We start from the raw sequence: 12,871 nt of genomic DNA on the forward strand, positions 1-12,871 counted from the left end.
CTGCGCTTGAATCCTTTGGTGTGAGAGCCTGGATTCTACCGGTGGCTGGCCCTCTGCCTATCGTTTCAAGCGTTGCACTTATTCTATGAATTCAGGAGTCGATACAAAATATAGGCGTCAATAAACCAACAATAAGAGTGAAAATATGAGCGACTGGTTGACCCGGTTTTCAATAAAAATACGTCTTATAAGCCTGCTTGCACTGCTCAGTTTGTTGGCCGTGCTGTTAACCGTGGCTGGACTAAGCGGTATGCGCAGCAGCAATAGCGATCTTGATCGTATGTTTAACGGGGTCTTGCTGCCACTCGACAAACTCGGCGATCTTGCCAACCACATGCACCACTCACGCACACAGTTGCTGCTCGCCTTGCAGCATCAGCCTGGCAGTGCATTTGAAAAAGCCCACGATCACCCTGCCAGCATGCATTTTGACGCCGTAGACAGAAGTGTTAGCGCAATGCATGAGCGCTTGGCTGATTACCAGCGTATGCCCTTGAGCGCTGAGCAACAGCGCTTGGTCAATGAGCTGAAAAGTAAGCTTTCCGATTATCTCGATAACGGCGTTCTCCCCGTGCTCGCGGCGATGCGCCGGGGTGAATACGCTGAAGGTAACGCGATTCTACTGACGCGTTTGCAACCTGCTTTTATGACCACTTACAGCAGCTTGCGTAATCTTATTGAACAGCAACAAACGGCGGCTAACAGCACCTACCAGCAGGCCGTGCAGGACTTTGATCGATTGCTTGTGATGATCGGCGTAGCGCTGGCAGTTGCCTTGCTAGTGGCCGTATTTCTAGCTCTGGCCACCATCTCAGGCATCACCAAGGGGGTTCGCGCACTCCAGGCTGGTGGTGAGCAATTGGCAGATGGCAACTTGGGTTACCGGGTCACGTACGCCGGGCAAGATGAGTTAGGTGATATTGCCAGCGCGTTCAATACGATGGCATCGCGTTTTCAGCACACCATTCAAGAATTGGCGGGTGCGGTTGAGCAACTGGCTGCTGCCGCCGAGCAGACTGCCCAGGTAAGTGCTCAAACCAGTGATGGGATTCGCCGCCAACAGTTGGAGACTGACCAGGTTGCCACGGCCATGCACGAAATGTCGGCCACGGTTCAGGACGTTGCAGGTAATGCTGCCAGTGCAGCACGCGCTGCGCAGGAAGCTGACCTGCAGTCGGAGAGTGGCGCGCGTGTTGTGCATGACGCCATTACAGCCATCGAGAGCCTGGCCTCTGAGGTGGAGCATGCGGCCACAGTTATTCACGAGCTGGAAGAGAACAGTGTCAGCATCAGCTCAGTAGTTGATGTCATCCGCAGTATTGCTGAGCAGACCAATTTGTTGGCACTCAATGCGGCTATTGAAGCTGCTCGTGCAGGCGAGCAAGGGCGGGGTTTTGCTGTGGTGGCCGATGAGGTACGCACGCTTGCATCACGCACGCAGCAATCGACTCGCGAAATTCAAAGCATGATTGAAAAGTTGCAAAGCGGCGCAAACCGAGCGGTAACGGTGATGCAGAGCAGCTGTACCAAAGCGCAAAGTGGTAAACAGCAGGTGGCCAGTGCCGGCCAAATGCTGGGGCAGATCAGCACTGCAGTCGCGACGATTAACGACATGAATGCCATGATTGCATCGGCTGCTGAAGAGCAAAGTTCTGTTGCTGAAGAGATCAACCGTAATGTCACCAGCGTCAGTCAGATAGCTGAAGAAACCAGTGAGGCTTCGCGGCAAAACGTGGCAACCAGCACTCAGCTAGCGAGTCTTGCTAGCCATCTTCAGCGTTTGGTTCATGCATTTCGCTTATAACGGCAAATGACTAAGACGCCGCCCTGCGTCTTAGTCATTTGATTCCCCTCGCCACGCCGCCACCACCCGCTCACGCAACCGCTGGCGATCTTGCAGGCTGTTGATGGCCTGCTCGGCCAGGTTGATCCAATACGGGTTGACTTCAGCCTGTTCGATGGAGAGGCGGTTGGCCAGTTCAGCCCAAGCGGCGGGCAACCGTTGGCCACTAAAACCGCCGGGTTTGTCGCGGGCTAGGTAGCGCACGCGGGTTATTCCGGCGAGCAGGATGCGTGCGAAGCACATCAGGCAAGGCTGCAAGCTGACGTACAGGGTGAGGGCGCTGCGATCCTGCTGCGGGTACTCGGTTTCCAGCTGGTCGAGTAGGAGCATTTCGGCGTGAGCGCCGCTGTGGTAGTGGCTGGCAAATACTTGATTGCGGGCACTGCACAACAACTCCTGCGCATCATTGACCAATACCGCGCCCACGCCATAACAGCCTTGCTCCACAGCCAACAGCGCTTGCTCACAGCAAAGCCTGGCCCATGTATCAGCTGGTTTGTGGCTAGGCGGTGCGTGCTGAAGCAGGTGTGCATGGACGCTTTTCATCAGGTATCCGTAAGCTAAATGCTAAAAGCAGTTTAACCATCAGCGCGCTGTTTATAGGCGGGGCATTAGCCGCGAAGATTATTTGCGTTTACAAACCCTCTATTAGGTCAGCCCATCAATTGCCTGTTAGCGCTAGAGTGTGCGAGTCAGGATCAGCTGCAAGGAATGCCATGTCCAAGATAAACCGTAGCGATGCTCAGCAACGTGCCGATGATATTGGTGTGTTCAACCGCGAATTGGCGCGTCTTGAAGCCGAGCAGGTGCTGACACTCAGTGACAGCCAGCGCGGCCACCTGCACGACTACCAGCAGCAATTGCTCAACCGTTACCTGGCCGCTTTCGATATTGATCACAGCGTGCACACCCGCCAGTTATCGCTGGGTATGCGGATTGCCTCTTTCCTTGGCGCGCTGGCGTTGTCGGCCAGTGTGTTCTTTTTGTTTTATCAGTTCTGGGGCTTGTTCAGAACCCTGAGTCAGGTGGCCATTCTGTTGACGGCCAGCTTTGCATCTTTTGCCTTGGTGCTGGTTGTGCAGCGTCGGGATAGTTCTGGCTATTTCGGCAAGCTCGCTGCCTTGGTGGCCTTCACCTGTTTTGTGTTGAACATCGTCATGCTTGGGCAGATTTTCAATATCACTCCGTCAATTAACGCTCTGCTGCCTTGGGCGCTTTACGCGCTGTTGTTGGCTTATGCCTGCAGTGCGCGGCTGTTGCTGGCGATTGGCCTGAGTTGTTTGTTGGCCTTTGTGGCGGCGCGAGTCGGCAGTTGGGATGGGGTTTATTGGCTGGGGTTTGCGCAGCGACCGGAAAACTTCATCCCGGCGGCCTTGCTGATCTTCGCGCTGCCGCTGTGGTGTGATCAGCGCCGTTTTGATGGCTTTGCCGTGATCTACCGCGTGTTTGGTTTACTTGGCGTGTTTGTGCCGATGCTGGTGTTGGCGTATTGGGGCGAGAGCAGTTATTTCGACGCGGCAGTGGGCGTTGTTGAGCGGTTTTATCAGGCTGCCGGGTTTGTTGTGGCGGGGCTGGTGATTGCGCTGGGCGTGCGCCGCAACTGGGCCGACGTGGTGAACACCGGGCTGACATTTTTCGTGATTTTCCTCTACACCAAGCTTTTTGATTGGTGGTGGGACAGCATGCCCAAATACCTGTTCTTCCTGGTGCTGGGTTTGAGCGCGGTGCTTATTTTGCTGCTGTTGCGGCGCTTGCGCAGTCGCCATGGGCTGTTGGGAGGTGGGCAATGAATCGTCTATCTCTGCGTTACCTGATCGGCGGTTTCGCGCTGCTGGCGCTGGTTAACCTCTTCGTGCTGCTGGGGGTGGCCTGGAATCGTCTGGAGCCGATGGACAGTCGTTTGTTATTGACTGAGCGCGAGCTGAGCAGCGCCTACACCTATTGGCGCAATGACAACAGTAGCCAATCGCTGCACCTGCATTACCGCTGGCCTAGCCGGGATGGTGACGATTACGGCTACGCCCCGATCAGCGCCGAGAAAATGGTCGAGTTGGGCTTTAGCCTGCCCACTGACTTGAATGATGAAAGCGTGCGTCGCTATCGCCGCCAACTAGAGCGCAATGCGTTGCTGGTGCTGGAATTTAACGGCCCGGCTTATCAGCATGAAGTGGCTCGGGCTCACACTGCACAGTCTGAGGCCGCGCGCCTTTATCGCGCCGTGCCGGACAGCGAGGCGCTGCGCGCGGCTGCTGAGAATGCCAGCAAGGCCCTGGAGTTCGAGCAAAATCGCGCCAGTCGCTTGCTGGTGGTCGATGCTGGGTTAGATCAACAGGCCCTGCGCAGCCGTTATCCGGATCGCCAGCGCTACGCCATCGTGCAGGCCATTGTTGATGCGCAGGCCAATAGCGCGGCTGTCGAGTGGACGGGTGAGGGTGATGACCCGCGCCCTGCATCCCAGCGTTGGGTGTGGCAGCTCGGCGGCTCAGCACAAACGCCTGGCATTGAGCGCCTTAACCTGCCGAACAAATGGCACGCGAGCTTGCAGCAGAGCGAAAACAAGAGCGAGGAGCAGGGCGCGATGTTTAATGCCGAATTGGCTTTCGGTCGACGTCTGGAGCCTTGGTTTATCGCGTTCTCGCCACGCGATTAGCCGCTGGTGGGGCTACGACCAAGGTGCAATGGCTTACTTGCCGGCGCTGCCTGAAACTTAGCTCATTCAATCCTGCGTGGTTTGGATGCAAGTGTTACTCCATTCCCCCCTTTGGGAATGTTTTATATGGCGACCTTATTGGGTCGCCTTTTTTATGGGTGATTTACGCCGGCGCATTTTTAAGTCTGTATCTCGCAGATGCAGCTGGTGGGATTCGTAGGACGTGTGAGCGTCGACAACAGCGCTTGTAGCTGACCTGCACGCGTGGCCCAGCGCCCCCCCCGCCAGCCAGATGCCTTCGTTACGACCATGCTGGGTTTGGATTCTCCGGCCAGCTGGTGTTGAGGCCTGGCAATCCCCGCGCGCGGCTAACCCAGCCGCAAAAGCACCCCGCTGATCTTTGTGTTACCCAACAGGCTTTGCTACACCTGTGGGCCGTGCTGTGATTTGCGCCTGCGTGAATGCCTCAGACCATTGTCTTAGAGCGTTAAGACCATGGTCGAATGGTTCGAAGGTGGGGTGTGGACTACAAAATGGCACATAGAACAACAACTACCCACCGAGGTGTTTCTGATGAGTGCTGCGTCCTTGTATCCCGTGCGCCCTGAGGTGGCTGCTCAGTCGCTGACTGATGAGGCGACCTATAAAGCCATGTACCAGCAATCGGTGATCAACCCCGATGGTTTCTGGCGCGAGCAGGCTAAACGCATCGACTGGATCAAGCCGTTCACCAAGGTCAAACAAACCTCGTTTGACGATCATCACGTCGATATCAAGTGGTTCGCTGACGGCACCCTCAACGTTTCCTATAACTGCCTGGATCGCCATCTGGAAGAGCGTGGCGATCAGGTGGCAATCATCTGGGAAGGTGACGACCCGTCTGAGCACGAGGAAATCACCTACCGCCAGTTGCACGAGCAGGTGTGCAAGTTCGCCAACGCCCTGCGCGGCCAGGACGTGCACCGTGGCGATGTCGTGACCATTTATATGCCGATGATTCCGCAGGCGGTGGTGGCGATGCTGGCCTGTACCCGCATCGGCGCGATTCACTCGGTGGTGTTCGGTGGCTTCTTCCCGGAGGCATTGGCTGGCCGCATCATCGACTGTCATTCCAAGGTGGTGATCACCGCCGACGAAGGCCTGCGTGGCGGTAAGAAAACCCCGCTCAAAGCCAACGTTGATGACGCGCTGACCAACCCGGAAACCAACAGCGTGCAGAAGGTTATCGTCTGCAAGCGCACTGCCAGCCCGATCAAGTGGAACCAGCACCGCGATATCTGGTACGAAGACCTGATGGCCGTTGCCTCAAGCCACTGCGCACCGAAAGAAATGGGCGCTGAAGAAGCCCTGTTTATTCTCTACACCTCGGGTTCCACTGGTAAGCCGAAAGGCGTGCAGCACACCACCGGCGGCTACTTGGTGTATGCAGCGCTGACCCATGAGCGGGTGTTCGACTACAAACCGGGCGACATCTACTGGTGCACCGCTGACGTGGGTTGGGTTACCGGCCACAGCTACATCGTCTACGGCCCGCTGGCCAATGGCGCAACCACGCTGCTGTTTGAAGGTATCCCGAACTACCCAGACATCACCCGCGTGTCGAAAATCATCGACAAGCACAAGGTCAACATCCTCTACACCGCACCCACGGCGATCCGCGCCATGATGGCGCAAGGTGACGCTGCAGTAGCCGGTGCTGACGGTTCAAGCCTGCGCCTGCTCGGCTCGGTGGGTGAGCCGATCAATCCGGAAGCCTGGAACTGGTATTACAAAACCGTCGGTAAAGAGCGTTGCCCGATTGTCGATACCTGGTGGCAAACCGAAACCGGCGGCATTTTGATCAGTCCGCTACCGGGTGCTACTGCGCTCAAGCCGGGCTCGGCAACTCGTCCGTTCTTCGGCGTGCAGCCAGCATTGGTGGATAACCTGGGTAACCTGATTGATGGGGCTGCGGAAGGCAACCTGGTCATCATCGATTCCTGGCCGGGCCAAGCGCGTACCTTGTATGGCGACCACGACCGTTATGTCGACACCTACTTCAAGACCTTCAAAGGCATGTACTTCACCGGTGACGGTGCGCGCCGTGATGAAGACGGCTACTACTGGATTACCGGCCGCGTTGACGACGTACTGAACGTGTCCGGTCACCGCATGGGCACTGCGGAAATCGAAAGTGCCATGGTTGCTCACCCGAAAGTGGCTGAAGCGGCTGTGGTTGGTGTGCCGCACGACATCAAAGGGCAGGGTATTTACGTTTACGTGACCCTGAACGGAGGAGAAGAACCTTCCGAACAATTGCGCTTAGAGTTGAAAAACTGGGTGCGCAAAGAAATCGGACCGATTGCCTCGCCGGACGTGATTCAGTGGGCCCCAGGCCTGCCGAAAACCCGCTCGGGCAAGATCATGCGCCGTATCCTGCGCAAGATCGCCACCGCCGAATACGATTCACTCGGCGACATCTCCACGCTGGCCGATCCTGGCGTGGTGCAGCACCTTATCGATACTCATCGCGAGATGCAGGCCGCTTAACCTCAGGTTAAATCGTTTGCAGGCAACGCCCTGTTTCGGCCACAAGCCGGGCAGGGCGTTGTGCGTTTTGCAGCATTGCCGATTTTCATCTGTGTTTTAACGCGTCACCTCGGCGTAACGCTGTGCTCATGGATGGGGTCTACGGAAACGTTTTGCGCCAAAATGGCGCAGTGTTTAGCCGTGCTGTAAAAATTAAAAAGCAGTGCAAGCCCCGTAAAAAGCGCTTCTTTAGAAAATGGGCGCGTTAATTGCTTTTATATAAGGTTTACCCATCTTTCTGTGTCTGCATAAAAGCCAGATGCTGTCAATATCAACGCTCTGCCTGCCCGACCCTTTTGTAATTACTTGTCGCATTGAAGAAATATCGACTTTCGAGCTGTCGCTAGAATGCCGTCACCCGGCTGGGGCCGTTCGGTCGTTGCGCAGTGCGCAGCTTGACGGTGACTCACTACAATTCATGCAAGGCTGGATGCATACCCCACAATCTCTGCCCACCGATGCCATTCCCATTCGAAGGAGTCACACAATGAAGAAGATTGCACTTCTCGGCGCACTGGCGCTGTCCATGCTGTCGCCACTGGCCATGGCTGAAGAAGCCAAGCCGCTGCGCATCGGTATCGAAGCGGCGTACCCGCCGTTCGCTTTTAAAACCCCTGAAGGTGCCATCAGCGGTTTTGACTACGACATCGGCGTCGCCCTGTGCGAAGAGATGAAAGTGGAATGCAAATGGATCGAGCAAGAATTCGACGGCCTGATCCCAGCACTAAAAGTGCGTAAGTTTGACGCCGTGCTGTCGTCCATGAGCATCACCGAAGATCGCCTGAAATCGGTTGATTTCAGCAAAAAGTACTACCACACACCTGGCAAGTTGGCGATGAAGGCCGGCACCGTGATCAACGATCCGCTGGTCGACCTCAAGGGGAAGAAGGTTGGTGTTCAGCGCTCGTCCATCTATGACCGCTATGCCTCGGACGTGTTTGCCCCGGCGGGTATCGAAGTGGTGCGCTACGGCTCGCAAAACGAAGTGTTCCTCGACCTGGCCGCCGGTCGTGTTGACGCCACCCTGGCGGACGTTATCAACATCGATGACGGCTTTATCAAAACCGACGCTGGTAAAGGCTTCGCCTTGGTAGGACCGGACTTCAACGACACCAAATACTTCGGGGAAGGTGCCGGTATTGCTGTGCGCAAAGGTGATAAGGCCCTGGCTGACAAAATCAGTGCTGCCATCGTGGCCATCCGCGCCAACGGCAAATACAAAGAAGTGCAAGACAAGTACTTCGACTTCAACGTTTACGGCGACTGATTTCACCGCGTTGCCTTCACTGAGCGTGGCGCGGGCGGGCTGTAGCCTCTAGCGAGCACCACGTTCAGTGCCCACCATCCTTGGTGATCATTCTTCTGGCCGTCGCGGAGCGAGTTCAACATCGCTCCCGGTCATTTTCCGTAGGACTGCCAGGCGCCGCCAGGCGTTTGCACGAGGTAAGCAGAGCATGCTCAACGGCTACGGCTCGACCATTCTTGAGGGTGCCTGGCTCACCCTGACTCTCGCGCTGACATCCATGGCCGTGGCCATTGTGTTGGGCTTGCTGGGGGCAGCGTTTCGCTTGTCGCCTATCAAGTGGCTGTCCTTGTTGGGTGAAACCTACGCCACGGTCATTCGCGGCATTCCCGATCTGGTGCTGATCCTGCTGATATTTTATGGCGGTCAGGACATGGTTAACCGCCTTGCGCCGCTGCTCGGCTACGACGACTACATCGACATCAATCCGTTTATTGCCGGTGTGTTCACCATGGGCTTTATCTTTGGTGCGTACCTATCGGAAACCTTTCGCGGTGCCTTTATGGCCATCCCCAAGGGTCAGGCTGAAGCTGGCGCTGCTTATGGCATGAGCGGTATGCAGGTGTTCTTTCGCGTATTGGTGCCGCAGATGATTCGCCTGGCGATTCCGGGTTTTACCAACAACTGGCTGGTGTTGACCAAGGCCACTGCGCTGATTTCTGTGGTGGGTCTGCAGGACATGATGTTCAAGGCGAAAAGCGCCGCCGATGCCACCCGCGAGCCGTTCACCTTTTACCTGGCCGTGGCGGCCTTGTACTTGGTGTTGACCAGCGTGTCGCTGCTGGCTTTGCGTTACCTGGAAAAACGTTACTCGGTCGGCATTAAAGCCGCTGATCTGTAAGCGGGGAGCGCAGCGATGATTTTTGACTACACCGTTATTTGGGAAAACCTGCCGCTGTATTTCAGTGGTGTGGGCGTTACCCTGAAAATTCTGCTGATATCCCTCGCATTTGGCCTGGCCTTGGCCGTCCCCTTGGGTTTGATGCGCGTGTCCAAGTCACCGTTGGTTAACTTCCCGGCCTGGCTTTACACCTATGTGATTCGCGGCACACCGATGTTGGTGCAGTTGTTTCTTATCTACTACGGCCTGGCGCAGTTCGAGGCGGTGCGTGAGAGCGTGCTCTGGCCTTACCTCTCCAGCGCGACCTTCTGTGCGTGCCTGGCCTTTGCTATCAACACCAGCGCCTACAGCGCCGAAATTCTCGCCGGCAGCCTTAAGGCAACACCGCATGGCGAGATCGAAGCGGCCAAGGCCATGGGCATGTCGCGCTTTAAACTCTACCGCCGCATCCTGCTGCCATCGGCGCTGCGCCGCGCACTGCCGCAGTACAGCAACGAAGTGATCATGATGCTGCACACCACGTCGCTGGCTTCCATCGTTACGCTGATTGACATCACCGGTGCCGCGCGTACGGTCAGTTCGCAGTACTACATGCCGTTCGAGGCGTTTATCACCGCGGGCCTGTTCTACCTGATGCTGACTTTTATTCTGGTGCGCTTGTTCAAACTGGCTGAGCGCCGCTGGCTGGCCTACATGGCCCCGCGCAAGGCTTGAGGAAGCAGCATGCAGCGTATTGATCATCCATTGCCCTGGGGTTGTCCCGGCACCGAGCGCCGCTTGAGCGTATTTCGTTTCGGTGTCGGGCCGCGCAAAGCCTATATTCAGGCGTCGCTGCATGCTGACGAGTTACCGGGCATGCGGGTGGCGGTGGAGCTCAAGCGCCGCTTGCGTGAGTTGCACGATCAGGGGCGCTTGACCGGCGTGATTGAGCTGGTGCCGGTGGCCAACCCGATTGGCTTGGGGCAGATGTTTCAGGCCACGCACCAAGGGCGTTTTGAGCTTGGCAGCGGGAAGAATTTCAACCGCGACTTTCCTGATCTGGCTGCGCTTATTGCGCCTGCGTTGCAGGGGCAATTGGCGGCGGATGGGGCGGTCAACGTCGAGCTGATTCGCCGCGCTATGCACGCCGCATTGGAGGCCTTGCCGCCTGCTGGCTCCGAGCTGCAAGGCTTACAGCGCCTTCTGCTCAAGCACGCCTGCGATGCTGATGTGGTGCTTGATCTGCACTGCGATTTTGATGCTGCCGTGCACCTGTATTTGCTGCCTCAGCAATGGCCGCAACTGCGTTCGCTGGCAGCGCGCTTGGCTGCCGGTGCCGCGCTCACGGTGGAAGATTCCGGCGGTAACTCCTTTGATGAATGCTGTGTGCTGCCTTGGCTCAAACTGGCACAAGAGTTCCCCAGCGCCCAAGTGCCTTTGGCTTGCCTGGCCGTGACGGTTGAGTTGGGTGGCATGGCTGATACGGGCCAGCAGCAAGCTCAAGCCAGCGCCGAGAGCATTCTTGCCTTTCTGGCAGAGCAAGGCTTAATCGCCGGTGATTGGCCGCCTGTGCCTGCGCCGACCTGCGAGGCAACGCCTTTTGCGGGCGCAGAGTACGTCTATGCGCCGCATGCCGGGGTGGTGAGTTTTCTGCAGTCGATTGGCGCGCAGGTCAGCGTCGGTGACCCTTTATTTGAAGTGATCGATCCGTTGGACGATCGCCACACGACCGTCTGTGCTGCCACAGACGGTGTGCTTTATGCGCGCGAGCGGTTGCGCTTTGCCCAGCCCGGTTTGTGGCTGGCCAAGGTGGCCGGTCGTACCCCTATTCGCCAGGGTCGCTTGCTCAGCGACTGATTCAAGAGAGTGGAAACCATGTACAAACTTGAAGTTCAGGATCTGCACAAGCGCTACGGCAGCCATGAAGTGCTTAAAGGCGTATCGCTGGCGGCCAAGGCAGGCGATGTGATCAGCATCATCGGCTCCAGTGGGTCGGGTAAAAGTACCTTTTTGCGTTGCATCAACCTGCTGGAACAACCGCACAGCGGTAAGATTCTGCTCAACAACGAAGAGCTGAAACTGGTGGCCAACAAAGACGGTGGCCTGAAAGCCGCTGATGCCAAGCAGTTACAGCGTATGCGTTCGCGCCTGTCCATGGTGTTTCAGCACTTTAACCTGTGGTCGCACATGAGTGCCTTGGAAAACGTCATGGAAGCCCCGGTGCACGTGCTGGGCATGAGCAAGAAGGAAGCACTGGAAAAGGCTGAGCACTACCTGAACAAGGTGGGCGTGGCGCACCGCAAAGATGCTTACCCGGCACACATGTCCGGTGGTGAGCAGCAGCGTGTAGCAATTGCCCGTGCTCTGGCCATGGAGCCGGAAGTGATGTTATTCGACGAGCCCACCTCGGCGCTGGACCCTGAGCTGGTCGGCGAGGTGCTAAAAGTCATGCAGGATCTGGCGCAGGAAGGCCGCACCATGGTGGTGGTGACTCACGAAATGGGCTTTGCCCGTGAGGTGTCCAACCAGTTGGTGTTCCTTCACAAGGGTGTAGTTGAAGAGCGCGGTTGCCCGAAAGAAGTGCTGATCAATCCGCAGTCCGAGCGTTTGCAACAGTTTCTCTCTGGCAGTCTCAAATAACCCACGGCAACATCTGCAAGCATCCGTGCTATGCCCATAATCGCCAACAGAGCCTAAACTGCCCCCATGAATGCCCACCGAATTGGCTTCCTGCTTTGGCCCAACACCAAGCCCCTGACGCTGGCCTTGGCCGAAGAAGCGCTGCGCGTCGCCCAGCGTGTGCACCCCGAGGTGGTTTACGAGTTGCTGTTTCTTCAAGCCGAGCCTGCGCTTGAAGGAGATTGGCGGCTGCCTGGGGAGTCTTGGGTCGGTAAGTTGGAAGGTTGTCAGAAGCTGTTTTTAATGGCCGATGAACCACCTGGACCGATGCCGGCTGCGCTGTCTGGCGCGCTCAAGCAACTAGTTCGCAGTGGTTGTGTGATCGGTGCGATTGCTGCCGGGGTGTACCCGCTGGCGCAACTGGGGCTGCTGGACGGTTACCGCGCTTCGGTGCATTGGCGCTGGCAGGATGACTTTAGCGAGCGCTTCCCCAAGGTTATCGCTACCAGCCATCTGTTTGACTGGGACCGTGATCGCCTGAGCGCCTGTGGCGGGCTCGCGGTGCTCGATTTGCTGCTGGCGTTGCTGGCGCGCGACCATGGCGCAGAATTAGCCGGTGCGGTTTCGGAAGAGTTGGTGGTCGAGCGCATCCGCGAAGGCGGCGAGCGTCAGCGTATTCCGTTGCAGAATCGCTTGGGTTCCAGTCACCCCAAGCTGACGCAGGCCGTGCTGCTGATGGAAGCCAATATTGAAGAGCCGCTCACTACCGACGAAATCGCCCAGCATGTGTGCGTGTCACGACGTCAGCTGGAACGGATTTTCAAGCAGTACCTCAACCGCGTACCCAGCCAGTACTACCTTGAATTACGTCTGAACAAAGCCCGTCAACTGCTGATGCAAACCAGCAAATCGATCATCCAGATTGGTTTGTCATGCGGTTTTTCTTCAGGGCCGCATTTCTCCAGCGCCTATCGCAACTTCTTCGGTGCGACCCCGCGCGAAGACCGCAACCAGCGGCGCAGCAACAGTCCGTTTGAGTTGACGTCCAGCCCGATTGAGCGGGGTTGA

Annotated in this window: 11 protein-coding genes; 10 read left to right on the forward strand and 1 reads right to left on the reverse strand. The window is 57.0% G+C overall.

What is annotated here, in order from left to right; translation table 11 throughout:
* Positions 1-145 precede the first annotated feature (145 nt).
* Positions 146-1,804 (forward strand): methyl-accepting chemotaxis protein, encoded by a 1,659-nt coding sequence (locus tag AUK77_RS05060; RefSeq protein WP_296126861.1) that lies wholly within the window; start codon positions 146-148, stop codon positions 1,802-1,804.
* Positions 1,805-1,834: 30 nt separating this feature from the next.
* On the opposite strand, the gene AUK77_RS05065 is transcribed toward AUK77_RS05060, so the two are convergent.
* Positions 1,835-2,389, reverse strand: a complete 555-nt coding sequence (locus AUK77_RS05065; protein WP_296126863.1) for a nucleoside deaminase — start codon at positions 2,387-2,389, stop codon at positions 1,835-1,837.
* 170 nt (positions 2,390-2,559) lie between these two features.
* On the opposite strand from AUK77_RS05065, the gene AUK77_RS05070 reads away from it, so the two are divergent.
* The 9 genes from AUK77_RS05070 to argR all read left to right on the forward strand — a co-directional run bounded on the left by AUK77_RS05070 (position 2,560) and on the right by argR (position 12,871).
* A complete protein-coding gene (locus AUK77_RS05070) occupies positions 2,560-3,633 on the forward strand; it encodes a DUF2157 domain-containing protein (RefSeq protein WP_296126864.1) in 1,074 nt (357 codons plus the stop codon).
* On the forward strand, positions 3,630-4,493 hold the full coding sequence (locus AUK77_RS05075) for a DUF4824 family protein (RefSeq protein ID WP_296126866.1): 864 nt from the start codon (positions 3,630-3,632) through the stop codon (positions 4,491-4,493). The genes AUK77_RS05070 and AUK77_RS05075 overlap by 4 nt, the downstream gene beginning before the upstream one ends.
* A 573-nt stretch (positions 4,494-5,066) precedes the next feature.
* Positions 5,067-7,022, forward strand: a complete 1,956-nt coding sequence (gene acs / locus AUK77_RS05080) for an acetate--CoA ligase (RefSeq protein ID WP_296126867.1) — start codon at positions 5,067-5,069, stop codon at positions 7,020-7,022.
* A gap of 526 nt (positions 7,023-7,548) precedes the next feature.
* Entirely contained in the window at positions 7,549-8,328 is a 780-nt protein-coding gene (locus AUK77_RS05085) for an ABC transporter substrate-binding protein (protein ID WP_296126868.1), read from the forward strand.
* A 187-nt stretch (positions 8,329-8,515) separates the two neighbouring features.
* Complete coding sequence (locus tag AUK77_RS05090; RefSeq protein WP_296126871.1) at positions 8,516-9,205, forward strand: ABC transporter permease; 690 nt, start codon at positions 8,516-8,518, stop codon at positions 9,203-9,205.
* Positions 9,206-9,220: 15 nt separating this feature from the next.
* Entirely contained in the window at positions 9,221-9,919 is a 699-nt protein-coding gene (locus AUK77_RS05095) for an ABC transporter permease (RefSeq protein ID WP_296126873.1), read from the forward strand.
* A 9-nt stretch (positions 9,920-9,928) separates the two neighbouring features.
* On the forward strand, positions 9,929-11,041 hold the full coding sequence (locus tag AUK77_RS05100) for a succinylglutamate desuccinylase/aspartoacylase family protein (RefSeq protein ID WP_296126875.1): 1,113 nt from the start codon (positions 9,929-9,931) through the stop codon (positions 11,039-11,041).
* An 18-nt stretch (positions 11,042-11,059) separates the two neighbouring features.
* Entirely contained in the window at positions 11,060-11,824 is a 765-nt protein-coding gene (locus tag AUK77_RS05105) for an ABC transporter ATP-binding protein (protein ID WP_296126877.1), read from the forward strand.
* Positions 11,825-11,890: 66 nt separating this feature from the next.
* Positions 11,891-12,871, forward strand: coding sequence for a transcriptional regulator ArgR (gene argR, locus AUK77_RS05110; protein WP_296126878.1), 981 nt, complete (start codon positions 11,891-11,893; stop codon positions 12,869-12,871).

This window comes from Pseudomonas sp. Ga0074129, assembly GCA_001465025.1.
Classification (GTDB): domain Bacteria; phylum Pseudomonadota; class Gammaproteobacteria; order Pseudomonadales; family Pseudomonadaceae; genus Aquipseudomonas.

Coding starts and splice junctions, on each gene's coding strand:
- AUK77_RS05060 (WP_296126861.1), top strand. CDS start 146: ATGAGCGACTGGTTGACCCGGTTTTCAATAAAAATACGTCTTATAAGC.
- AUK77_RS05065 (WP_296126863.1), bottom strand. CDS start 2,389: ATGAAAAGCGTCCATGCACACCTGCTTCAGCACGCACCGCCTAGCCAC.
- AUK77_RS05070 (WP_296126864.1), top strand. CDS start 2,560: ATGTCCAAGATAAACCGTAGCGATGCTCAGCAACGTGCCGATGATATT.
- AUK77_RS05075 (WP_296126866.1), top strand. CDS start 3,630: ATGAATCGTCTATCTCTGCGTTACCTGATCGGCGGTTTCGCGCTGCTG.
- acs (WP_296126867.1), top strand. CDS start 5,067: ATGAGTGCTGCGTCCTTGTATCCCGTGCGCCCTGAGGTGGCTGCTCAG.
- AUK77_RS05085 (WP_296126868.1), top strand. CDS start 7,549: ATGAAGAAGATTGCACTTCTCGGCGCACTGGCGCTGTCCATGCTGTCG.
- AUK77_RS05090 (WP_296126871.1), top strand. CDS start 8,516: ATGCTCAACGGCTACGGCTCGACCATTCTTGAGGGTGCCTGGCTCACC.
- AUK77_RS05095 (WP_296126873.1), top strand. CDS start 9,221: ATGATTTTTGACTACACCGTTATTTGGGAAAACCTGCCGCTGTATTTC.
- AUK77_RS05100 (WP_296126875.1), top strand. CDS start 9,929: ATGCAGCGTATTGATCATCCATTGCCCTGGGGTTGTCCCGGCACCGAG.
- AUK77_RS05105 (WP_296126877.1), top strand. CDS start 11,060: ATGTACAAACTTGAAGTTCAGGATCTGCACAAGCGCTACGGCAGCCAT.
- argR (WP_296126878.1), top strand. CDS start 11,891: ATGAATGCCCACCGAATTGGCTTCCTGCTTTGGCCCAACACCAAGCCC.